This window comes from Mycolicibacterium sp. 624, assembly GCF_040548615.1.
Classification (GTDB): Bacteria; Actinomycetota; Actinomycetes; order Mycobacteriales; family Mycobacteriaceae; genus Mycobacterium.
Genome location: NZ_JBEPRZ010000007.1, coordinates 205,269 through 227,225, shown reverse-complemented (window position 1 = coordinate 227,225; position 21,957 = coordinate 205,269). Strand labels below are relative to the sequence as shown.

General features: G+C 66.5%; 17 protein-coding genes and 1 pseudogene. 5 read left to right on the top strand and 13 right to left on the bottom strand.

Annotated elements, in window-relative coordinates; translation table 11 throughout:
* Position 1 precedes the first annotated feature (1 nt).
* The 6 genes and pseudogenes from ABIA65_RS25860 to ABIA65_RS25835 all read right to left on the bottom strand — a co-directional run bounded on the left by ABIA65_RS25860 (position 2) and on the right by ABIA65_RS25835 (position 8,281).
* Positions 2-832, bottom strand: a complete 831-nt coding sequence (locus ABIA65_RS25860; protein ID WP_241400501.1) for a TauD/TfdA dioxygenase family protein — start codon at positions 830-832, stop codon at positions 2-4.
* Positions 829-2,688 (bottom strand): flavin-containing monooxygenase, encoded by a 1,860-nt coding sequence (locus tag ABIA65_RS25855; protein WP_354525340.1) that lies wholly within the window; start codon positions 2,686-2,688, stop codon positions 829-831. The genes ABIA65_RS25860 and ABIA65_RS25855 overlap by 4 nt, the downstream gene beginning before the upstream one ends.
* A complete protein-coding gene (locus ABIA65_RS25850) occupies positions 2,685-4,079 on the bottom strand; it encodes an aromatic ring-hydroxylating oxygenase subunit alpha (protein ID WP_502919616.1) in 1,395 nt (464 codons plus the stop codon). The genes ABIA65_RS25855 and ABIA65_RS25850 overlap by 4 nt, the downstream gene beginning before the upstream one ends.
* A gap of 7 nt (positions 4,080-4,086) precedes the next feature.
* Entirely contained in the window at positions 4,087-4,944 is an 858-nt protein-coding gene (locus tag ABIA65_RS25845) for an SDR family NAD(P)-dependent oxidoreductase (protein ID WP_354525338.1), read from the bottom strand.
* 96 nt (positions 4,945-5,040) lie between these two features.
* Positions 5,041-6,465 (bottom strand): annotated as a pseudogene (locus tag ABIA65_RS25840) (aldehyde dehydrogenase family protein); the annotation flags it as partial.
* A 103-nt stretch (positions 6,466-6,568) separates the two neighbouring features.
* Positions 6,569-8,281: a thiamine pyrophosphate-binding protein gene (locus tag ABIA65_RS25835; RefSeq protein WP_241400506.1), complete on the bottom strand. Its 1,713-nt coding sequence runs from the start codon at positions 8,279-8,281 to the stop codon at positions 6,569-6,571.
* Between the two features lie 149 nt (positions 8,282-8,430).
* On the opposite strand from ABIA65_RS25835, the gene ABIA65_RS25830 reads away from it, so the two are divergent.
* From ABIA65_RS25830 to ABIA65_RS25810, 5 genes are read left to right on the top strand one after another with little or no spacing between them, the layout of a single operon-like run.
* Positions 8,431-10,083: an SMP-30/gluconolactonase/LRE family protein gene (locus ABIA65_RS25830; protein WP_354525337.1), complete on the top strand. Its 1,653-nt coding sequence runs from the start codon at positions 8,431-8,433 to the stop codon at positions 10,081-10,083.
* A gap of 31 nt (positions 10,084-10,114) precedes the next feature.
* Entirely contained in the window at positions 10,115-10,861 is a 747-nt protein-coding gene (locus tag ABIA65_RS25825) for a GntR family transcriptional regulator (RefSeq protein ID WP_354525336.1), read from the top strand.
* A 44-nt stretch (positions 10,862-10,905) separates the two neighbouring features.
* Complete coding sequence (locus ABIA65_RS25820) at positions 10,906-12,480, top strand: AMP-binding protein (protein WP_354525427.1); 1,575 nt, start codon at positions 10,906-10,908, stop codon at positions 12,478-12,480.
* Positions 12,481-12,484: 4 nt separating this feature from the next.
* A complete protein-coding gene (locus ABIA65_RS25815; RefSeq protein ID WP_354525335.1) occupies positions 12,485-13,258 on the top strand; it encodes an SDR family NAD(P)-dependent oxidoreductase in 774 nt (257 codons plus the stop codon).
* Entirely contained in the window at positions 13,255-14,739 is a 1,485-nt protein-coding gene (locus tag ABIA65_RS25810; RefSeq protein ID WP_354525334.1) for an acyl-CoA synthetase, read from the top strand. Before ABIA65_RS25815 ends, ABIA65_RS25810 begins: the two co-directional genes overlap by 4 nt.
* Positions 14,740-14,749: 10 nt before the next feature.
* On the opposite strand, the gene ABIA65_RS25805 is transcribed toward ABIA65_RS25810, so the two are convergent.
* Genes ABIA65_RS25805 through ABIA65_RS25775 form a run of 7 tightly spaced genes read right to left on the bottom strand, consistent with a single transcriptional unit; the run spans position 14,750 to position 21,894 of the window.
* Positions 14,750-17,767 carry an FAD-dependent oxidoreductase gene (locus tag ABIA65_RS25805; RefSeq protein ID WP_354525333.1) on the bottom strand — a complete coding sequence of 1,006 codons (3,018 nt, stop codon included), beginning with the start codon at positions 17,765-17,767 and terminating at the stop codon, positions 14,750-14,752.
* Positions 17,764-18,168, bottom strand: a complete 405-nt coding sequence (locus tag ABIA65_RS25800; RefSeq protein WP_354525332.1) for an SCP-2 sterol transfer family protein — start codon at positions 18,166-18,168, stop codon at positions 17,764-17,766. Before ABIA65_RS25800 ends, ABIA65_RS25805 begins: the two co-directional genes overlap by 4 nt.
* A complete protein-coding gene (locus ABIA65_RS25795; RefSeq protein WP_354525331.1) occupies positions 18,161-19,183 on the bottom strand; it encodes a hypothetical protein in 1,023 nt (340 codons plus the stop codon). Before ABIA65_RS25795 ends, ABIA65_RS25800 begins: the two co-directional genes overlap by 8 nt.
* Entirely contained in the window at positions 19,180-19,473 is a 294-nt protein-coding gene (locus ABIA65_RS25790) for a hypothetical protein (RefSeq protein ID WP_354525330.1), read from the bottom strand. The genes ABIA65_RS25795 and ABIA65_RS25790 overlap by 4 nt, the downstream gene beginning before the upstream one ends.
* Positions 19,470-19,928, bottom strand: a complete 459-nt coding sequence (locus tag ABIA65_RS25785) for a hypothetical protein (RefSeq protein ID WP_354525329.1) — start codon at positions 19,926-19,928, stop codon at positions 19,470-19,472. The genes ABIA65_RS25790 and ABIA65_RS25785 overlap by 4 nt, the downstream gene beginning before the upstream one ends.
* Positions 19,925-21,109, bottom strand: a complete 1,185-nt coding sequence (locus ABIA65_RS25780) for a polyprenyl synthetase family protein (RefSeq protein ID WP_354525328.1) — start codon at positions 21,107-21,109, stop codon at positions 19,925-19,927. Before ABIA65_RS25780 ends, ABIA65_RS25785 begins: the two co-directional genes overlap by 4 nt.
* The gene (locus ABIA65_RS25775) at positions 21,109-21,894 is read right to left on the bottom strand and encodes a hypothetical protein (protein WP_354525327.1); all 786 of its coding nucleotides are present in this window, start codon (positions 21,892-21,894) and stop codon (positions 21,109-21,111) included. The genes ABIA65_RS25780 and ABIA65_RS25775 overlap by 1 nt, the downstream gene beginning before the upstream one ends.
* Between the last annotated feature and the right edge of the window lie 63 nt (positions 21,895-21,957).

Here is a 21,957-nt window from a genome sequence, read left to right as displayed (position 1 = left end):
GTCAGGCGAACGGCTCCTCGCCTGCGAGCTTCGTGCGTTGCAGCAGCCGGCCCGACTTCGGGTCGTACGGCGTGGCACGGTGCATGGTGCCGGTGTTGTCCCAGATCACCAGATCGCCCACCGACCACTTGTGGCGGTAGACGAAACGCGGCGCGGTGGCCCAGTCCCGAAGGCGTACCAGCAGTTCCGCACTCTTGCGGTAGTCCATGTCCACGACGTGGTGGGCGGTGGCGCCGAGCACCAGGGACTTGCGGCCCGAGCTGTGTGTCCACACCAGTGGCAGCTCGCGGTCGCCGATCGCCTGCATCTGCCTCAGCGTCCGAACGTCGGGTTCCGGGTCGTAGTAGAACAGCGTGTTCCACGCCGAGTGCATCACGGTGAGGCCCTCGAGATCAGCCTTGTCCGCATCCGAGAGTGCGTCATAGGCCGCGTAGGTGTTGCAGAACTCGGTGTCACCTTCGTCAGGGTTGCCCAGTGCGACGCTCTGCAGAAGTGACGCAAGGATCGGGACCTCGTTCATCGTGCCGTCGAGATGCCAGTACAGCGAGCCCTTGAGGTAGTCGGCCTGCTTGTTGACCTCGGTGTCCAGCGACACCTTGTACAGCTTGCCGCCGGTGTGCTCCGCGGCGAAGGTGCCGAGCGTCTCGGTGAACGCGATCTGCTCCTCGTCGCTGAAGCCGAGCTTCGGAAAGACGAGCACACCGCGGCTCTGCAGGAGGTCGCGGATCGTGCCCGCGTGCTCGCCGGACAGCAGTGCTGCCTTCTCCGCGACGATCTCGGTGCCGATGTGCTCATGGATGTCCCTGGTGGACAACGCGACCGAGGCCGTCATGTCTTCAACTCCAGTCCGTCGAGGTCGCCCTTGGCGCGCCATGCGGCCAGCAGATCGTCGAACTCGTAGAAGCCCGGCGAGTAGAAGTCGCCGAGGAAGGCGCCGTTGGCCTCACCACCACCGCGACCCTCGTTATTGTAATAGCCAGGAGTGCAGGAGAGTTCGAAGGCCGAGTTGTCGATCGAGAGATCCCGAACGGTCTTCACCCAGGTGTCCTGGCCCTCCTGACTCGGTTCGACGGTCTTCGCGCCACGGCTGATGGCCTCGGAGATGATGTAGGCGATGTGCTTGGCCTGCTGCTCGAACATCGCGGTGGTGTTGGCCGAGACGCCGCCCTGGATGAAGCCGGTGAAGAACTGGTTGGGGAAGCCGCGAGTGGTGATCCCGTGCAGCGTCTGGTAGCTGTCCTTCCAGTAATCGAACAGCGACAGCCCGTCGCGCCCCTCGACGACATCCATCGCATACCGCCGACTGATCTCCGTCGAGATCTCGAAGCCGCTCGCGAAGATCACGCAATCGACCTCGTACTCAATGCCATTGGCGACGATCCCGCGCTCGGTCAGCCGGTCCACGCCCTTGGACTCCGCGACGTCGACCAGGGTCACGTTGGGCCGGTTGAACGTCGCGAGGTACTCGTCGCTTGAGCACGGCCGCTTGCACATGAACCGGTAGTACGGTTTGAGCGCCTCGGCGGTGTCGGGATCGTCGACGAGGCCGCCGATCCGGCGCCGCAGCCGCTCCATGATCTTGTAATCCTCCTCCTCTCGGATCGCCATGATCTGCTCGATACCCAGAGCTGCGGGGTCCTCGCTGGCCGCGATGCGTGCCGACATGTTGCGTCCAAGCTCGGTCCAGAAGTCGCAGACCAGGTCCGGCGCTCCGAACACCACACCCACGAACGGTGACCAATTGTGGAAGTTGCGCTTGCGCTCCTCCTGCCAGCCCGGCTGAAGCGACTTCACCCATTCCGGATCGGTCGGGGTGTTGTCACGATCGTCGACTGATGATGGTGTGCGCTGGAATACGTAGACATGTTGGGCGTCTCGGCCGAGGTGCGGCACCAGCTGAACGCCGGTCGCGCCGGTGCCGACGAGCGCGACGCGCTTGTCGCGCAGCTTGTCCAAGCCGCCATTGGCGTCACCCCCGGTGTAGTCGTAGTCCCAGCGGGCGGAGTGGAAGGTGTGGCCTCCGGCATTCACGTAGTCCAGGATCCCCGGGATGCCGGGCAGCTTCGGACGGTTGTAGGAGCCCTGCGCCATGACCACGAAGCGCGCCCGGATGTCGTCACCGCGGTTGGTGGTCAACTGCCATCGGTCGATCGTCTCGTCCCAGCGCACGGCACGGACCTGGGTCGAGAACAGCGCACCGTCGTACAGCCCGAAGTGCTTGGCGATACGCCTGCAATGCTCAAAGATCTCGGCCCCGTCGGCGAACTTCTTGGACGGCACGAAGTCGAGTTCCTCGAGCAGCGGGACATAGCAGTACGCATCGTTATCGCACTGAATTCCGGGAAAGCGATTCCAGTACCAGACCCCGCCGACGTCACCGCCCATCTCGATGATCCGAACGTCCTCCACTCCGGCCTTCTTCAGATACGAGCCGGCCAGCAGCCCCGCGATACCACCACCGAGCACCACCACCTCGACGTCCTCGGAGATCGGCGCGCGTGGAGTCACCGGGGTGTGCGGGTCGACCTCGGCGAACTCCGCGAACTCACCCTTCAGCTCCTGGTACTGCCTCGCCCCCTCTGGACGTAGCCGCTTCTCCCGCTCGACGCGGTACTTCTCGCGCAGTGCGGGGATGTCGACGTCGACTGGCGTGTCGGTGGGCCCGCACGAGTTCTCGACGGTGGTCATCGATCTCCTTCTGCAAGTTCCTGCGGGGCACCGGTGCCCATGTACTTCGACAGTTGGTAGTGCAGGTTGACGGTGCTGCGTTCCCGGTACGGATTGGGTTGAGTGCCTGGGAAGCCGAGTGACTTCATGCCCTGCTGGACGGCCGCCATGTTCGAGAAGTCCTGCGGCAGGACGGAGAGCCAATTGGGATCACCGACCGGCGTGTACGCCCACTCCGTCGCGGGCTCCTCGCCCCTGGGGTACAGCTCGAACACCGACACCTCGAAGATGCACTTGTTCGGGTCATAGCTCGGGTCGGGTCGGGCGCTGTAGCACAGTGCGCTGGTAAGCCCCTGGCCCACTTGGAAGTTCGGGAAGATCTGCCAGGCCGTCCCGCTCTGTCCGAGGATGTCAGCGGGTATGGTCGGCCAGACCACACCGCGCGCCTCGTCGTCGCGGCGCGCCGAGGCCAGCCAGTGCTGCAGTACCTCGTCGGCCGGTGTCCCCTCCGGCAGCTCGTCGACAAGGCGCTTCGCCGCGTTGACCAGCGTGTTGGTCGTGGTGGCGTTGGTCTCCTCCATGGTGTAGATCTGCATCTCCGCGGTCGAGATGCGCGGATCCCCCGTGCCGAGCCGGATCTTGGACTTCGTCTCGTCCATACCCTTGGGCGCGTCATAGCCGATGTTGGAGTGCTTACCCTGCGCCTTGGCCCAGCCCTTGAACTCGCCGAACTTGTTGAACTCCGGGTGGGTGGTGAAGACGTGGTAGGTCTCGTTGAACGCCTCCAGCGCGACCTTCCAGTTGCAGTCGAAGTTCAACCACTTGCGCCACTTGTAGCGCATGTTCTCCAACCCGAACGGGTCGAGGATCTTCGCGGCGGGAAACAGGTAGTCCGCCAATGGTTCACAGTCGGGGTCCATGTTGACGAAGACCCAGCCGCCCCACGTGTCGACCCGGACCGAACGCAGGTGGGTGCGCTCAGGTGTCAGCGCACCCTTCCAGTCGTCCTGTTCGCGGATGTGCGTGCAGGTGCCATCCAGCCCGTAGGTCCAGCCGTGGAAACCGCAGACGAACGACTTGCGCGCCTTGCCCACTGCGTTCTTGCCACCCTGCGGGGTGTCCACGAGTTTGCGCCCGCGGTGCATGCAGACGTTGTGGTGCGCCGCAAAGGCGTCACCCGAGCTTCCCTCGCCGGTGCGGACCACGATGATGGAGTCGTCGAGAATGTCGTAGGTCAGGTAGCTGCCCACCTCGGGAATGTCCTCGATGCGCCCGGCCTGCTGCCAGACCTTGCGCCACAACAGGTCCCGCTCATTGCGCGCGTACTCCGGCGAGATGTAGGCCTCGACGCCGATGGTCACCGGCTCCGCGAGTTCCTCGGTCAGCGCGGGCTGCGTATCGGTCACTTGCATCATCTCCTCATGGCCGCTTGATGGAGTTGCGGAAGGACTCGTCCTTCAGGAACAGCGAGGTGTTGTCCGCACCGAGGTGCGTCCACTTCAGGTTCAGGCCGCCGTCGACCAGCAGGGTCTGGCCGGTCACGTAGCCCGACAGATCCGAGAGCAGGAACAGGATGGCGCCGGCCTGCTCCTCGGGAGTGCCGCGCCTGCCCATCGCGATCGCCGTGCGGTCGCGCTCTGGGTCGTCGTCGACATAGGTCGCCGACGCCGCGGTCTGCGTGACACCCGGTGCGACGGCGTTCACCCGGATCCCGTCGAGCGCGAGTTCGACGGCCATGGTGCGTGTCATGGCGACGATCGCGGCCTTGGCAGTGCCGTAGGCAATGTGGAACGGCGCCGTGTTGATACCGCTGATCGACGATATCGACACGATGGATCCGGGTGACGAGTTCACCCGAAGTTCGGCTGCCACAGCCTGACTCATGAAGAACGTGGTCTCTAGGTTGGCGGCGAACAGCGCCCGCCAGTCCTCACGGGTGACCCTTGTCGCGGGCATCCATGTCGAGGGCGCCGCGCCGCCCGCCACGTTGACCAGCCCGTACAGCCGCGCCTCGGTGGTCTCGGCAACGTGGCGCACCGCCTCGAGCACCGTCTCGATGCCCTCGTCGGTCGCCGCGTCGGCAGACACCGGGATGACCGACAGACCCTGCCGCGCAAGCGGAGTCACGTGGGTGTCGAGGTTGTCCTTGGACCTGCTGACGGCGACCACGGTGGCCCCGGCCTCGGCAGCCATGCGCGTCACCGTGGTGCCGATGCCTCCACCGCCGGCGCCTGATACCACCACGATGCGGCCGCTGAGGTCAAGCACGTCAGCCATCTAGGATCCGCTCGCCCCGTGCATATTCCCCGTCGCTTCGCTCGCCCCGTGCGTATTCCCCGTCGCTTCGCTCGCCCCGTGCGTATTCCCCGTCGCTTCGCTCGCCCCGTAGCCCAGTATCGACTTCGTCTCCAGGTACTCGTGGAATCCGATGTCCCCCCACTCGCGTCCGTTGCCGCTGTGCTTGTAGCCGCCGAACGCGGAGTTGAAGTCGAAGGCACTGTTGATGGCCACCCAGCCCGCGCGGATTCGACTCGCGACGCCGCGCGCCGTGGCCAGGTCCTCCCCCGACACGTAGCCGGCCAGCCCGTACTCGGTGTCGTTGGCGATCGCGACGGCGTCGTCGAGATCGTCATAGCCGATCACCACGAGTACCGGACCGAAGATCTCCTCGCGGGCGATGGTCATGTCGTTGGTCACGTCGGCGAACACCGTCGGCTTGACGTAGTACCCGGTCGACAGACCGTCGGGCCTGCCGGTACCGCCGGCGACCAGGGTGGCACCCTCATCGATGCCCTTGGCGATCAGTGCCTGGATCTTCTCGTACTGCGTGCCCGACACGACGGGGCCGACGGTGGCGCCGCTGTTCGGGTCGCCGACCTTCACCGAAGCCGCAGCGGCGGCGGCGATCTCCTTCGCCTCCGCCATCCGGGCGGCCGGCACCAGCATGCGCGAGGGGGCGCTGCAGGTCTGGCCCGAGTTGCCCATCATCGTGACGACTCCGGATGACACGCTGCCCGCGAACGCGGCGTCGTCGAGCACGATGTTCGGGCTCTTGCCGCCGAGTTCCTGAGCCACCCGCTTGACGGTCGGGGCGGCATTGCGCGCCACCTCGACGCCGGCCCGGGTGGACCCGGTGAAGGACACCATGTCGATGTCGGGGTGACTGGCCAGCGCCACGCCCACGCCAGGGCCGTCGCCCTGAATCAGGTTGAACACACCCGCGGGAACACCTGCCGTGTGCAGAATCTCGGCGAAGATCTGCGCCGAGAACGGGGCCACCTCGGACGGTTTGAGCACCGACGTGCAGCCCGTCGCGAGCGCCGGGAAGACCTTGACCGAGATCTGGTTGAGCGGCCAGTTCCAGGGCGTGATGAGCCCGCACACGCCGATCGGCTCCTTGACGATGGTCGTGTCACCACGCTGCTCGGTGAAACTGAAGTTCTTCAGCGACTCGATGGCCGTGGTGAGGTGGCCGAGACCGAGACCGACCTGCGGGCCCGACGCCAGCCCCGCGGGGGCGCCCATCTCCTCGGTCACCGCCTCGGCGAGATCGCCCGCGCGGCGCTGGTATTCGGCCAGGATGGCACCCAGCACATCGAGCCGCTCCTCGACCGTGGTCACCGACCAGGTCGTGAAGGCTCGTCGGGCAGCCTTCACCGCTTTGTCCACGTCGGCGGCCGACCCGATCGAGATGTGGCCCGCGACCTGTTCGGTGGCGGGGTTCTCGATATCAGCCGTCCTCGGCTCGACCGGATCGACCCACTGGCCGTCAATGTAGAACTTCAGGTACTCACGCATTACTGCTCCTCACGTCCGCACCGCATTACTGCTCCTCACGTCCGCACCGCATTACTGCTCCTCACGTCCGCACCGCATTACTGCTCCTCACGTCCGCACCGCATTACTGTGTCCCCTCCGCGTACCAGGTCCGGAACTCGTCATAGCTCGGCATCTCCTCCGAGTTCACCTTCGGGTCGATCGGCACGTGAATGACGGTGACCTTGCCACTGGCGTAGGCCCGGTCGATCGCGGGACCGAGATCCTCGGCCTTGTCGACGTACTCGCCGCGACAGCCGAAGCCCTCGGCGATCTTGTCGAATCGCACGTCCTTGCTCCAGTGCACGCCGGTCTCCAGCGAGCCCTGGCCGAATGTCCGCTTGTAGACACCGACCTCCAGACCCCACTGGTTGTCGACACCGACGACGCAGACCAGCGGAAGGTTCAGCCGTGCAGCGGTTTCCAGCTCCGCGATCGCGAACATGAACGACGAGTCGCTGGTGAGCAGCATGACCGGCTTCTTGCGGCCATCGGCGACGGATGCGCCGACCGCATAGGGCAGGCCGGTGCCGATGTGGCCGAAGTTCTGATTCCACACCACGTCATGCGGCTTGGCCTGTGAGTACGTCCACTGGAAGATGACCGTGGCGCCGCCGTCGCGGACCATGATGCCGTCTTGAGGCAAGGCCGCAAAAGCGCGAGTGGCCTCGACCACGAAACGCGCGGTGTGCAGCGGTGTTCCACCGGGAGCGGACTCGGCGAGTTCCTTGATCCGAGCTGCGTCATCATTTATCCAGCCCGCGAGTTCGGGCGTGGCCTGACGCGGCGAGTCCTTCAGCGCGTCGACGAGTTGCGGCACGATCGCGCGCAGGTCACCGACGAGCGGAACGTCGATGCGCCGGTTGACGCCGATGGCCGTGGGATCGAGTTCAACGCTGATCCACTTGCGGTTGGCCTCGTTCTCCAGCCAGTGCCTGCCCTTGCCATAGTGCACGGGCTCACCGAGCTCGGTGCCGATGGCGACCACCAGGTCCGAGCGCACCACGGCGTCGACGGCCGAAGGTGAGAAGCCATACGGGAAGGTGCGATCCTCCAGACCCTTGATGAACGACGTGCCGCCGGAGGTCTGAATCACCGGACAGTTCATCAGCTTCGCCAGCGCCTCAACGGACTCGCCGGCGCGGTTGGTGTGCACTGCGTGACCGACGAGCAGGATGGGCTGCTCGGCCCTGCGGATGAGTTCGGTCGCGCGCTCGATCATCTGCGCGCTGGCACCCTGGTTAACCAGGCGGTAGGCCTCGGGCGGCAGCGGCTCGGGAACGTCGAGTTCCTCGAGGATGACGTGGCTGGGGTACTCGATGTAGGCCGGCCCCGGGGTGCCGGTCTGCGCGATCCGCAGCGCGTTGCGCACGATCTCGTCGGTCTGATCGGCATACTCGATGCTCGCCGAGTACTTCACCGACGGCGCCAGGAGCGGCGCCTGGGAGACGAACTGAATGCGGCCGCGGCGGACCCGCTGCTCGGTGATGCGGGCGCGCTGCCCGCCCAGGAAGATGACCGGCGAGTTCTCGACCTTGGCGCACATGATGGCGCCGGCGAGGTTGGCCAGGCCCGGTCCGAGTGTGCCGATGGCCAGCCCGGGCTTGCCCGTCATGCGGGACACGGCCTCGGCCATGAAGCCGGCGTTCTCCTCGTGGTGCGGCGCCACAACCGTCCAGCCGCGCTCCTCGGCGGCGTGGAACATGTGCACGAAGTTGGGGTCGGGGATGCCGAAGAGCGTGTTGATGCCCTCAGCCTCGAACAGCTGCAGGATGCGCTCGTAAACCTTCACGGCCACAGTCGTTGTTCTCCTAATTGTCCGGACAAGATAGTGGTGTGCACCATTTGGAGAGCATGATTCTCTCTAACCTAGCTGCACGTCAAGGCCCGTTCGGCAATCTGCGAAACTTATTGTCTGGACTACGGCGGCTTGCTATCGTCCGAGCGATGACGACCGGAACCCCTGTCTCGCAGACCCCGAGCCGCTACCTCGGCGCCTGCCAACCGGACGTCGCGGTGGGCTGGCGACTCGAACGTCTCACCGCGCCGAGCAGGCTGTTCGGCGCCAACGGACTGCGCACCGGACCCGATGGCCGCATCTACATCGCTCAGGTCACGGGTAGCCAGATCAGCGCCCTAGACATCACCACGGGCGATGTCGAGACCATCAGCGCCAAGGGCGGTGACATCGTCGCGCCCGACGACGTCGCGTTCGACACGCACGGCAACCTCGTCGCCACCGAGGTGATGAACGGCCGCGTCAGCCTGCGCGACACCTCCGGTCGGACCCGTGTGCTGCGCGATGACGTGCCGTCGGCCAACGGCATCACGTTCCACAACGGGCGACTGTTCATCGGCGAGTGCCGCGAGGGCGGCCGGCTCATGGAGTTCGACTTGGGCGGTGGCCCACCACGGATCCTGCTCGAGAACGTCCCGTCCCCCAACGCCATGGAGGTCGGACCCGACGGGTTGTTGTACTTCCCCGTCATGGGCGCCAATGAGATCTGGCGCATCGACCCCGACGCTGGCGCGGACGCGAGGAGCAACGGGGCTCTCCGCGGCCAGCCCGAGATCGTGGCGACCGGTCTCGGTGTGCCCGACTCGGTCAAGTTCGACGCCGACGGCTTCATCGTCTCGACGCAGGTCGCCAGCGGCCAGGTACTGCGGATCGACCCCCGCACGGGTGACCAGACCGTGCTGGCCCAACTCAACCCCGGTCTGGACAACTGCACCCTGGTCGACGGGCGACTGTTCGTCTCGAACTTCACCGGCGAGATCACCGAGGTCCTCGCTGGCGGCCAGACCCGAACCACCCTGCCGGGGGGGCTGAACTGGCCGATGGACATCGCGGTCGGCGGCGACGGCCGGCTCTATGTCGCCGACGGCACGTACTTCTATGCGCTCGGCGCGGACGGTTCCCTGGACACCGTCGGCATGCTGTTCTCGCCCGGCTACCCGGGCTTCCTGCGCGGCCTCACTCCGTCGGGACCCGGCGGGTTCGTCGTCACCACGTCGGGCGGCCAGATCGGCCGCTACCGCCCCGCCCATGATGAAACTGACTTTCTCGCTGACGGTTTCGATCAGCTGTACGGTGTCGCGCTCGCCCCCGGCGGTATTGTCGCCGCCGAACTCGGGACCGGCAACATCGTGTCGGTCGACGGCTCGGGCAATGTCGGCGTGCTCGCGTCCGGACTCGCCGATCCCATCGGCGTCACGGTGACATCGGGCGGGGAAGTCCTGGTCTCCGAGTCGGGTGCGGGACGAGTCGTGCGAGTCACCCCGTCGGGCACCGACATCGTGGTCGACGGCCTGGTGCGGCCGCAGGGCATCCTGGCATTGGAGGGCTCGCTGTACATCGTCGACGCCGGCCAGAAAGCCGTCATCGAGGTCGACCTCGGCACCGGTGCACGCACGACGATCGCCGCCGGACTTCCCGTCGGCCCGCCGCCCGGGGTCGTGCCGAAGCCGCTGCTCGGCATGCCGCCGTTCTCCGGGCCGCAGGGTCCGTTCGCGGGTATCGCCGCCGGACCCGATGGCACGCTGTACGTCTCGGCCGATGGTGAGGGCAGCGTGATGGCACTGAAGCGAGATCGCACATGAGCACCCAGCGAGAAGCGAAGCGGGATCGCGCATGAGTACCGAGGTCGGGGTACCGGCAGACCACCGCTACATGCAGGTGGCGCGAACCCTGCGCAAGGAGATCGTCGACGGGATCTACCCGGTGGGGACGCAGTTACCCACCGAGCACGAACTGTGTGAGCGGTTCGGTGTGAGTCGCTACACCGTGCGCGAGGCACTGCGCAGGCTTCGGGACGACAATCTGGTCGCCTCGCGGCCACGGGCCGGAACCATGGTGGTCGCCCGTGCCGCATCGAATTCCTATGCCCAGGAAGTGATGTCGATCAACGATCTGCTCGCGTTCGCGGCAGGCGCGCGGTTCGCCATCGAGTCCAACGCCATGGTGACCCTCGACGAGGACCTCGCTGCGCACACCGGTCTGCCGGTCGGCTCGGAGTGGCTGGTGGTGCGCGGCACGAGGCAGTCCGACGACAACCCCGTCCCCATCTGCCGCACCGAGTACTACATCAACCGATCGTTCGCCGCTGTCGGACGGCTGCTGCAGCGTCACACCGGTCCGATCTTTCCGCTAGTCGAGGACCTCTTCGGGGTCAGCGTGGTGGAGGTGGCCCAGGAGATCGCCGCCGTGCTGGCATCACCAGCTCTGGCCGAGGAACTGCAGGTCGACGAGGGCACCGCGGCACTCGAGATGCGCCGCACGTACACGACCTCCGACGGCGAGATCGCCCAGGTCACGGTGAACACGCATCCCTCATCGCGGTTCCGGTACTCGATGACGATGCGGCGAGTGAAGGGTTAGGCGCGTCGGTGAGCAACGGCCGCAAAGCGGTTGGCGGACGGTCGATCCGGTGGAGTGACGAACGTGCCGCGCAAGCCTACGATGCCGGTCTCTGGATTCGGGGCACACTCGCGGACGCGCTACGACTGGCCGCGCGCGACACCCCCGAGCGCGTCGTGCTGGTCGACGGCGATGTGGAACTCGACTGCCGCGAGCTGTACCGGCGCTCTGCGGCCCTGGCGACGGCGCTCGGCGACCGGATGCCAACCGCCAGCGTGGTGTCCTTCATGCTGCCCAACTGGCACGAGGCAGCCGTGGTGTACCTGGGCGCCACGCTGGCAGGCATGGTGGTGAATCCGATCCTTCCGTCGTTGCGCGATCACGAACTGCGCTTCATCCTCGATGACGCCGACAGCCGGATGGTCTTCGTCCCGTCGCAGTTTCGCGGCTTCGACTACGCGGCAATGCTGACCCGCGTGACGGCCACATTGCAGTGCCCGCCCGAAGTGGTCGTGGTGCGCGGCGATTCGCGCGAGCACACCAGCTTCGACGACTTGCTCACCGACTCCCAGCCAGCGCCGGTCGTCGAACTCGATCCCGACGCCGTCCGCATGATCATGTACACCTCGGGTACCACGGGCCGCCCCAAGGGTGTTCTACACAGCCATAACTCGATCCACGCGTTGATCACCCAGATCCGACGGCACTGGTCGATCGAACCGGGCGACAAGTTCCTGGTCCCCTCCCCCATCGCGCACATCGGCGGCTCCATCTACGCCTTCGAGTGCCCCCTGCTGGCCCGTTCCACGGCTGTGCTGATGGAGCGCTGGGACGCCGATGAGGCGGTCGGGCTTCTGGTGGCGCAGCGCTGCACGCACATGGCCGGAGCCACACCGTTCCTGGAGCAGATTCTCGCCGCGGCAGAGCGCGCAGGCACCGACCTGCCCGATCTGAAGGTTTTCATCTGCGGCGGCGCGTCAGTACCGCCGTCGCTGATCCGCAGGGCCACAGAGTATTTCGCACGGGCGCTGGTGACAAGGGTGTACGGCTCCACCGAGGTGCCCGTGACTACTGTGGGCTCACCGCACGACGCCGACCGGGCGGCGGACACCGACGGCGCTCCTGGTATCGCGCAGGTCGCGCTGACCGGTGACGACTCGGCCACCGAAGGTGAGATCGTGGCCCGCGGCGCGCAGATGCTGGTCGGCTACCTGCATGCCGAGGACGAGATCGGCGCCTTCGATGCCGACGGCTACTACCGCACCGGTGATCTCGGACGCTGGGATGGCGACTGCCTGGTGGTGACGGGCCGGGCGAAGGACATCATCATCCGCAACGGCGAGAACATCTCCCCCAAGGAGGTCGAGGACATTCTCGTCGGACACCCCGACATTGCCGAGATAGCCGTGGTCGGGCTTCCCGACCCGCGCACCGGTGAGCACGCGTGTGCGGTGGTCGTTCCTGCGCACGGCACCCCTGGGCCCGCGGTGGCCGACCTTCGGCGATTCCTCGGAGCACGGGGTGTCGCGACGTTCAAAGTGCCCGAGCAGGTGGCGATCTGGGAGGCCCTGCCCAGGAACGACGCGGGCAAGGTCTTGAAGCATCACATCCGAGCGACGCTGACCAACGAAGGTGGATGAACACATGCAGGTAGCGATCGTCACGGGTGCCAGCAGCGGGATCGGCTTCGGCACAGCCGTCAAACTGGCCGAGTCGGGTATCGCGGTGCTTGGCACCGGGCGCGACGAGGCCCGCCTGGCCGATCTCGCCTCGGCTATCGGTGATCCCGAACGCGTCGCCACACTCGCCGTCGACCTGACCGCCGATGACGGTCCCGCCCGCGTGGTGGACGCTGCGGTGAAGCGGTGGGGCCGCATCGACTTCCTGGTGAACAATGCGGGAGTCGGCAGCCCCAAGCCGCTGCACGAGACCGACGACGAGTCCCTGGACTACTTCCTCGGTCTGATGCTGCGGGCACCGTTCCGGTTGGCACGCGACGTGATACCGCACATGGCGTCGGGTTCGGCGATCATCAACGTGACGTCCACCTTCGCCGTCGTCGGCGGCCTGCGCGGCGGCGCGTACTCGGCGGCCAAGGGCGGGCTGACGGCGCTGACCACACACATCGCGTGCCAGTACGGGCCGCAGGGCATCCGCTGCAACGCCGTGGCACCCGGCGTCACGGTCACACCCATGGTCGAACACCGACTCGAGGACGAACGCTTCCGCAAGATCAACACTGAGATGACGCCGTACCCACGGCTGGGCCGGGTGGAGGACCTGGCGAGCACCATCGCGTTCCTGTGCTCTCCCGGAGGGAGTTTCATCAACGGACAGACGATCGTCGTCGACGGCGGCTGGTCATCGACGAAGTATCTGTCGGACTTCGCGTTGTCCTCGGAGTGGGTGGCGAGATGAACCTGTTTGGCATTCTGGATCAGATCGCCACGCGCCACGGTGACCGCGGCGCGATATTCCTCGGGACGCGGCAACTGCACACCTGGCGGGAGCTGCGTGACCGCGCGCTACGCCTCGCCGCATCGCTTCGCCAGGTGTACCCGGTGGGCACGCGCATCGCTGTCGCGACCGAGAACCGCCCGGAGATCGTGGAACTGATGTTCGCGGCGTGGGCCGCGGAGTGCGTCGTGGTCCCCGTCAACTACAAGCTGCACGCGCTCGAGATGGTGCAGATCCTCGAGGACGCCGACGCGGCAATGGTGTTCGCGTCGCCCAAGATCGCGCAGGGCCTGACACCGGCAACCGCGATAGCGGTTGAGTCGCTCGACGGTGCCGCGTACACCGCCCGATTCAATGTCGAACCGGCGGCGGCACCGCGCGATACCGATCCGGCTGCCCTGGCGTGGCTGTTCTACACCAGCGGAACCACCGGCCGATCGAAGGGCGCGATGCTCTCGCACCGCAACCTGATGGCAATGGCGGTGTCGCACCTGGCCGACTTCGACAATCCCGACGAGAACTGCAGCCTGCTGCACGGCGCCCCGATGTCGCACGGGTCCGGAATGTACATCCTCCCCTACGTGTTGCGCGGTGCGCGGCAGGTGGTGCCGGAGTCCGCCGCCTTCGAGCCCGACGAGTTCCTGGACCTGTGCGGGCATCACCCGAGCACCAGCAGCTTTCTGGCCCCCACCATGGTGGCGCGCCTAGTCGCGACGGGACGACCGCGCCCCGCCAACCTGAACACCGTGATCTACGGCGGCGGCCCGATGTATGTGGAGAGCCTGAAGCGGGCGATGGCGGCGTTCGGTCCGATCTTCGAGCAGCTCTACGGTCAGGGCGAGGCACCCATGACGATCACCGGGCTGCGCCAGCGCGATCACCTCGCCGGCAATGGGTTGGCCGACGACGCGACGCTGGGGTCGGTCGGCTACCCACGCTCCGGTGTCGACGTTGCCGTGCTGACCGAGGCGGGCACATCCGCGGCCGTTGGCGAGATCGGCGAAATCGTCTGCCGCGGTGACGTCGTCATGTCGGGCTACTGGAACAACCCCGAGGCCACGGCCGCCACACTGCGGAACGGCTGGCTGCGCACCGGCGATATGGGATCGTTCGACGAACGCGGCTACCTGACGCTGCGCGACCGCAGCAAGGACGTGGTGATCAGCGGAGGAAGCAACATCTACCCTCGCGAGGTGGAGGAGGTGCTCGTCACCCACCCCGACGTTGTCGAGGCGTGCGTGGTCGGTGCACCCGATGAAGACTGGGGCGAGGTGGTGGTGGCGTTCATTGTCGGCACCGCCGACCCGGCCGCGCTGGACACGCACCTGCTGGAGCGCATCGCCCGGTTCAAGCGGCCCAAGCGTTATGTGTTCGTCGACGAGTTGCCCAAGAACAGCTACGGCAAGGTCCTCAAGCGCGAACTGCGGGAGCGTCTGGGCTAATTGGCGGTCGTTACCCCCGGAGGTCCTGAATGCCCTGGAAGTCCCGGGGGTGCACCTCCGCGTTGATCCCCTCGCCGCGTTCCGGAATGACGTTCTCGACCCGAGCCAGTGACGACGCGCGCGGTGACTGCCCCTCCGGCCGCACCTCGGGCGTATCGCTCAAGGGCGGTCTCTGGGCCTCTGGGCGCTCGTAGCCGGGTCCGCGTTCCTGCGGCAAGCGGGCCTCGGAGGCCAACCGGAAGAGGCTGGTGGGAACCTGGCTTCCGGCCTCGGTGGCCGGCATGAGGACCTCCGGCGGCCACTTGGTCGTCGACTGCTTGCGAGTGGTCCGCGCCAACGACTCTCCGCGGGGAGGCGGCACTGTCTGCTCGCCCGAACCACCCACGGCTGTCGGCTGTCCACCGCCGCCATCGGGTGCGCCATATCCTTGCGGGCTCCCGAAGGATGGAGTCGACGACGGGGATGTCGTCGGATACGCGGCTGCTGGTTGCGGCGGCACCGTCGTAGCACCCGGCACCCGCTCGAGATACTGCCGCCAGGCCTGCAGGTAGCCGAACAACTGCTGCGCGTAGTCCGTCGGCGACGGCGGCACGGTCGGCATGGGAGTTCCTGGGGCCATCGGCGGCGGGAACGACATCCCGGCTGGCATGCCCGGTATCGCACCGGGAGTGGCCATGACCGATGGTCCGCCAAGCATGGCCATCGTCTTCTCCAGAAGCTGTTGCCAGACAGCAAGATAGGCGAGCAACTGCTCGTTGTGATCGGCCGGTGGCGGTGTAACTCCGGTCATGGGTGTACCTCCTATGGAAGGGGGGACGGGAGTGTCCAGTGGATGGGGCAGCGACCGCTGGCAGTACTGCGAGTCCAGCGCCCGCAGAGCGCGAGTGTCGGCGGGTTCCCTGTTCTCGATGTCGAAGACATAGCAGTAGTCACCGGCCGGTGTCGGCATCCGAATCGGGCTCGAGAACCCCTGATCGACGAAGCCGAAGGGAAACTGCCAGTTCAGAATGGTCTTCTCCCGGCGGTCAACACCCCCCGAGCCGACCCAGATGTAGTGGTCGAGAATGGCGTTCACCGCATGGCGCCCCGACTCACCCGCGGCCTCCATGGATGTCATCCGGGTGAAGGTCTTGGCCCAGGTGCCTGCGAACACCACCGAGTTGTTGTGCACCTGATAGCCACCGTGCCGAGCCTGCCAGACATTACGCTGCTCGAGATCCTCGAGCCAGACGTCCTCGAACGGTCTTGTCCCCCAGGAACTACCGTGCGGGTTCCACGGGTCGCCGCCGGGCCGATTCGTCCAGTCCCCGACGATGGGAACCAGGTACGGCGTCTCGTTGCGAATCACCCGACCCGATCCCTGGCCTGACCCACCGGACAGGACCAGGCCGCGGTCGAGCGCGTACCACGCTGGCCACGGCAACAGCGCCTCGGGTACGTTGTCGACCTGGCTCGTCAAGGCGAAGACGATCTGACGCCACACCTCTGCGGCGAGCTCGTCAGCTGTGCAGTCGCGCGCGGCCTTGCCGCGTCCGAGCCCGTCGATCAGGTGCCGGGACGGGTTGTTGAAGTCACCGATGTCGACCGACAGCACCGAGACGTGACCGTCGCGGTTCAGGATTGGCCGCCTCTCCCACATGCCGTGCTGGTTGATCGACGACAGCCCCCATTCGGTCCCCGAGAAGTACACATGTCCTCGGAGCAGCTGGAATTCGGTGTCAAAGTAGAACTGAATGCCACCAAGCGTCTGAAACCGATCCCAGGGCACGCGTCCCATCTCGTCCATCGCGTAGGGATCGCGCCGGCCCTGTGGTCGATCGGCGTCGGGCTCCAGCGGACCGTTGGACGGTGGAATCGATGTGGTGAAGCCGTTCAACCCGGCGACGGTCCCGCCTGTGCCCGCCGCGCGGAGCGTCTCGGTGATCCGTTCTGCCGCAGGGGCATCGACGGCGACGACCGTGTAGTCCGGTGTCAGCCGCGTACCGTCCTCCAGCGTGATCTGTGCCCGGGGTCGCAGATGAGGTGGCTGACTCGGGTCGTCACCGGGAGCATCGAGGCACTTGGCGGCGCCCCGGACGAAGGTCACCCCGAGGGCGAGCAGGTGGCGGTACCAGTGGTCGAACCACGATTCGGTGGTGGGACCGTTGAGGACCCCGTCGGCCTTGTTGTCACGACGATCCATCTGCAGCTGAAGCTGAAGGTAGGTGGTGAGGTTCGTCCGAGCGTCACCCCACCGCGAGTCGAACGCCGCCAGAACCCTCGGCATTTCCAACAGGTACTCATCGAACCGCGGCGTGTACGAGTACCGAGGGGGCCCCGATGCATTCTCACGCCCGGTGAAGAAGTCATACGCCGAAAGGTTCTGCAGTTCACTGGCGCGGCGCAGTGGGCTGGTGACGAGGTACCGCAGCACCCTACTCATGAAGGTCCCCACATCCTCCAGCGTGAACCCCAAACTCTTGAGCTGGCTGAGGATCCCAAGGAATTCGGCGGGGCTGCGCGGGGCCTCACGCGGGAAGACCAGCGACGGCTTGCCGTTAACGGTGGTGCCCTGGGTGATGACCCGCCTGACGTTGTCCATGACGGTCCGCGAGGTCGGAGTCCAGCCGGCCCCTCCGCTCGACGTCTCCACGCGCTGATACACGGGGATGCGTTGAAACAGGTCCCAGGTGTGCAGGTAATACGCCGGGAAGAAGCGGAAACCGTGTTCACCCGCGACCGCCCGCCCCGGTGTACGTGGTTGGCCCCGCCGCCCGGGGAATGGGCGCAGCTCGGCGCGGCTACCGTCGTGTGTGCCCACCGTCGAGTACTGGGACGCGGCTAGACCTCCGAGCTTGACGGGCGGGTAGGTGCCGGGCAGCGCGCCATCCAAACCGTTGCGCTCGTCCTCGCGCCACTCGTACACGGTGACCTCAAAACCGCGCTCCGCCAGCTCGTGTGCGGCGGTCAGGCCCGCGATACCGGCTCCGAGTACGGCCACAGTGGGACGCCGCGCGCACGACGCCGGGGTCGTGATCGTCTCACTCATGCGCACCCCTCCCTGAGCGCGGCCAGCAGCCCGGGCTGCGATGGCGCCCGGACTGCGGCGTGGACGTAGGCCAGCAGGGTGTCGTGTGCACGCAGGATGTCATCCAGTGAGCCGAATACCCGTAGCGAGTCCGCATCGACGGCGTCGGAGAGCCCGACCCTCGCATCCAGGACGTCGCGGATCGTGGATCGGGATGTCGCGATCCGGGCGCCCGCCGCGCTGGCCACCCCATCGGAGACCTCGAGCCGGTTGCCGCCGCGCAGCGTGAAACGTTCGCCGTCGACGTCGAGGTCGACCTCCAGCGGCCCGAGTTTGTCGAGGATGAGGCGGTAGCTGTCGGGAACCTCCGCCTCGAGGTGCCCGACCGATCGCCGCAACAGCGACGAAACTCGCTCAGCCATGAAGGAACTCGAATACGCCAGCACCGAGGAAGTCGATGCTCCTGCCGTTGATCGAGCCACTCACCCGAGCGGTGCCGCTGGTCTCGCAGAGCACTGTCGAGCGGTCCAGACAGACCTCGCTCGGCTGAGCCAGCCGCGCGTACGAATTCGGGCGAAACTCGGCGAAGACCGTGTCACCCGCCCGGTTCGCTGTGACCTCGACTCGCTCCGGCACCCCGGATGCCTCGCCGTCCAGAAGCAGCCCCATAGGGGCGGGCAGCGTGCAGTCCGCGGCGCGACGGAGCATTCCGTCGGTGCGGGTCCGCACCGCGGCGTGCCGAAAGATCGCCGCGGGCTTGTCGTGATGCCAGACGTAGAGCGCCTGGGACAGCGTGCGCAACCGACGCCGGTCCGTCATCTGCAGGAACACCAGCGACCACGGGTCATCGGGCGCCTGCGGCAGGACCGTGCCCCAGGTCCACGCGAAATCGTCGCCCCACCAGAATCGACCCCAGTTGTGGTCGTGGTAGGCGAGGTCGTTGTCGATGGGATGCTCCTGCGCGCCGATGCGCAGCCAGCCCCGCGCGCGCAACCGCGGGACGAACAGCCAGCACATCCGGCCCTCTCCCACCGGCTGGTTGTTGACCACGAACGGCCGGCTCACCGACGTGAGGTCAAGCTCGCCCCGAATATCGTGCCCGGGAAGGTCGACCACCACCCGGTAGCCGTCGGGTCCCACGGTCAGCCGGTTGCCGCCGATCCTCACGGCGCCGAGATCGGCCGACACCTCAAGCGCGGAGTCGTCGTACCTCTCGATGGCTCCGGCCCACCGCTGGTCTCCGACAATCACGATCACACGTGGCCCGAGCCCGGGCTCGCTAGCACGCGACGTCTCGCTGGTGAGGCTGAAATTGATCAGGAGCCGTCGGCCCCGGCCATGAACCACGAAGTGATGCCACTCCTTGAAACCCTCGGCCCGTGCCGTCGCCAGTAGCGGAGCACGCAGGAAGTCACTGGTGCAGAGCACCGCGGTCATCGCAGCCACCTCCGGTTCGCTGAGGCGGGTGCCGGTGTGACGGCTGCGCAGCGCTGCTGTGCCGCAGCGGATTCGGCGAGGCGCTCGATCTGCTGCCCGAGGCTCGCGACGCCAAGCAGCGCGTAGACGAAATCGTCGGCATCCTCGGTGTGCGGGCGAGGTTCGGGCCGGGGCCCGCCATCGCAGGCCGCCAACGCGCGAACCAGCTGGGCCAGGCCCGCCAGACCCATCAGGTAGCCGATGAAGCTGCTCTGTTCTGCCAACTCCTCGCGCGGATCGGTGAGTGTCATCCGAACCCCTCAGGTCGCAGACCGGCCAGGATGGAGTCGTCCAGGCCCGTGCCGACGACCGCGTCGGCCAGCAGCTCTGCCCACGCCATTGGAGCCGCGGTCGGCGACGAGGGACCGTCGAGGACGTTGAGGCTCACCGTCTCCCAGACGCGACGGAGGTTCTCAACCGCCTCAGAGGCGATCAGCGCGTCGCGCAGCTGCGCACCGGGTGGCGTGGTGGCGTATCGGTGTCCCTGGGCGACGAGAAGATCGTGGATTCTGCGGGCCGCGGCGGGGTTTCCGAGCACCCCGCGACGGACGCCGAGGAGCAGGTCGAACGCCGTCCGCTCAGCGCCGGTGGACTCACCCGGAGGTTCGGGAAGCAGCCGTGGAGCCGACCTCTCGACGAGGTCGAGGGTGAGTTCCCGGATCCGCTCGAGTTCGGCCAGCATACCGACCAGGGCTTCGGGAGTCATCGGGTCCGCCCGTGCACGTAGTCGACCAGCCCGACCAATGCGTCGCGGTGTTGGCTGGATGGCAGCCAGCCCATACCGGACAGCACCTCAGCCGCCCCGCGCGCATGGTGGGCGGCGATCCGCCTGGCGTGGTCGAGCGAGCCCACCTGGTGCATCAGCTCGTAGAGCCAGCGAATGTCGTTGAGGCTCTTGGGCTCCGCGTGGGCGCCGTTCAGCCGAGCCGCGAGTTCGACCCGTCCGGCCGACGAGAGGTCGCCGCGGGTGACGAGCCGGTCCAGCAGATCGGTGAGGCCAAGCTCCCCGGTCGCGCTTGGCCGCCGTCGGCCGATGATGGCGACGGCGCGTTCCCGATCCCTCGGCTGCGCAGATCGCAAGGCGTGCAGGAGCATCAGGGTCCGTTTGCCCTCCCAGAGATCACCGCCGATCTCCTTGCCGTAGTCCTCCGGGTCCGCGCGCAGGTTAAGCAGGTCATCGGTGATTTGGAAGGCCGCCCCGAGGTGTCGCCCGAGGGATTCCAGCTGTGCCAACTGATCTGGGTCGGCACCGGCGGCGACCGCGCCAGCCTGCAGCGGTGTGATGAACGAGTACCAGCTGGTCTTCAGTTCGACCATCTCGAGGTAGTCCGCGTCATCGAGCCGCCAGGCATTGGAACGAACCCATTCGAGTTCGATGGCCTGGCCCTCGACGGTCCGCCGGGTCATGGTCGCGATGGCTCGCAGAATCCGCAGGGCCGGTCCGAGCCCGACGCGTTCGACGTTGTCGAGCAGGGGTTGTAGCGACAGCGAGAGCATGGCGTCGCCCACGTTCACCGCGATGGGAATGCCATGGTCGATGTGCAGCGTGGGTTTGCCGCGCCGCCACCATGATTCATCCTCGATGTCATCGTGGATGAGGAAGGCGTTGTGATAGAGCTCCAGTGTCGCGGCTGTCGGCAGAATCGCCTCGAGGTGTCCTCCGAGCCCGAGGCAGATGGCGATGCCGAGCGCGGGCCGCAGCGCCTTCCCACCGCGCAGTGGGTAGTCGAGAATCAGGTCGTAGAGGCCGCCGCTTGACCCGTGTTGACGGGGACCATAGAGCCGATTGATCTCGCTATCACAGGCCTCCTTGCACAACGCGAGATAGTCCTCGAGCGGGCTCGCGACGTGCGGAACAGCTTGTGCCTGAGGCAGTGTCGACGTCATTACTTGTTGACGATCACGACGATGCCGTCGGCGTCCTTGACTCTCGTCGCATAACTGATGCGGATTCTGAGTTCGATATTGTTATCGATGGTGTCGCCAACGACTTCCAGGCTGGGTGCAACACTGACGGCGATGTCCACCGGCTCCTCACCCGGCGATGCGCCCGAGGCACCCCCGTTCCCGATCAACTGGCGGCGGCCCAGAAGGAGCGCTTCGACTTTATCCGTCTTGACCGTGGGATCCTTGATGGTCCGCACCCGATGCAGCGAGTACACGTTGGCCGCATCCAGAAGCGCCTTTTTCACGGGGTATCCGCTGGCGAGTTGACTGATGTCCTGGACGCCCTGCGTCTCGGTGATGAGACACGACGGGGACCGGTAACCCGCCGTCTCGACCTTCGCTCGGGCTTCGATGAGCTTGTTCAGGATCGTCGGCACCAGTTTGTCATCCATCTGGACGACGTCCGCGGCGGGCGGGGCCATCCGAAGCTCGGGGAAGACGGCGTCGTCAACCACGGCAGCGAGTTCTACGGTACTGGCCATCACCTTCGCGAGCAGCGCGTCCGGGGTCGGCGCAATCGCCTCGGCGAGCGTCACCTTCAGGTCCGCTTGTTTGGGTAGCAGGTCCACGAAACCCGGTTTGGTCGGATTGTCGTTGCGCACCCTGGTCTGGGCGGGGTCGCCGGTATCCCAGTGCGGGATGACCTGCCAGGCAACACAGGTCTGCTCGAATGTCTCTCGAATGGCCTGGTTCGCAAGGGCGATTCGCTCGGCGCTCAGGTACATGACAAAGACCCCCCTTTAGACCCACGACTCCCCTCGTAGATCTTGATTCGAGATTGTCGCAGA

What these genes read in the sequence shown, in the direction of transcription:
- ABIA65_RS25800 (WP_354525332.1), bottom strand. Translation starts at nt 18,168, where the DNA reads ATGGCTGAGCGAGTTTCGTCGCTGTTGCGGCGATCGGTCGGGCACCTC.
- ABIA65_RS25780 (WP_354525328.1), bottom strand. Translation starts at nt 21,109, where the DNA reads ATGACGTCGACACTGCCTCAGGCACAAGCTGTTCCGCACGTCGCGAGC.
- ABIA65_RS25825 (WP_354525336.1), top strand. Translation starts at nt 10,115, where the DNA reads ATGAGTACCGAGGTCGGGGTACCGGCAGACCACCGCTACATGCAGGTG.
- ABIA65_RS25815 (WP_354525335.1), top strand. Translation starts at nt 12,485, where the DNA reads ATGCAGGTAGCGATCGTCACGGGTGCCAGCAGCGGGATCGGCTTCGGC.
- ABIA65_RS25855 (WP_354525340.1), bottom strand. Translation starts at nt 2,688, where the DNA reads ATGACCACCGTCGAGAACTCGTGCGGGCCCACCGACACGCCAGTCGAC.
- ABIA65_RS25810 (WP_354525334.1), top strand. Translation starts at nt 13,255, where the DNA reads ATGAACCTGTTTGGCATTCTGGATCAGATCGCCACGCGCCACGGTGAC.
- ABIA65_RS25775 (WP_354525327.1), bottom strand. Translation starts at nt 21,894, where the DNA reads ATGTACCTGAGCGCCGAGCGAATCGCCCTTGCGAACCAGGCCATTCGA.
- ABIA65_RS25790 (WP_354525330.1), bottom strand. Translation starts at nt 19,473, where the DNA reads ATGACACTCACCGATCCGCGCGAGGAGTTGGCAGAACAGAGCAGCTTC.
- ABIA65_RS25785 (WP_354525329.1), bottom strand. Translation starts at nt 19,928, where the DNA reads ATGACTCCCGAAGCCCTGGTCGGTATGCTGGCCGAACTCGAGCGGATC.
- ABIA65_RS25795 (WP_354525331.1), bottom strand. Translation starts at nt 19,183, where the DNA reads ATGACCGCGGTGCTCTGCACCAGTGACTTCCTGCGTGCTCCGCTACTG.
- ABIA65_RS25850 (WP_502919616.1), bottom strand. Translation starts at nt 4,079, where the DNA reads ATGCAAGTGACCGATACGCAGCCCGCGCTGACCGAGGAACTCGCGGAG.
- ABIA65_RS25830 (WP_354525337.1), top strand. Translation starts at nt 8,431, where the DNA reads ATGACGACCGGAACCCCTGTCTCGCAGACCCCGAGCCGCTACCTCGGC.
- ABIA65_RS25805 (WP_354525333.1), bottom strand. Translation starts at nt 17,767, where the DNA reads ATGAGTGAGACGATCACGACCCCGGCGTCGTGCGCGCGGCGTCCCACT.
- ABIA65_RS25845 (WP_354525338.1), bottom strand. Translation starts at nt 4,944, where the DNA reads ATGGCTGACGTGCTTGACCTCAGCGGCCGCATCGTGGTGGTATCAGGC.
- ABIA65_RS25860 (WP_241400501.1), bottom strand. Translation starts at nt 832, where the DNA reads ATGACGGCCTCGGTCGCGTTGTCCACCAGGGACATCCATGAGCACATC.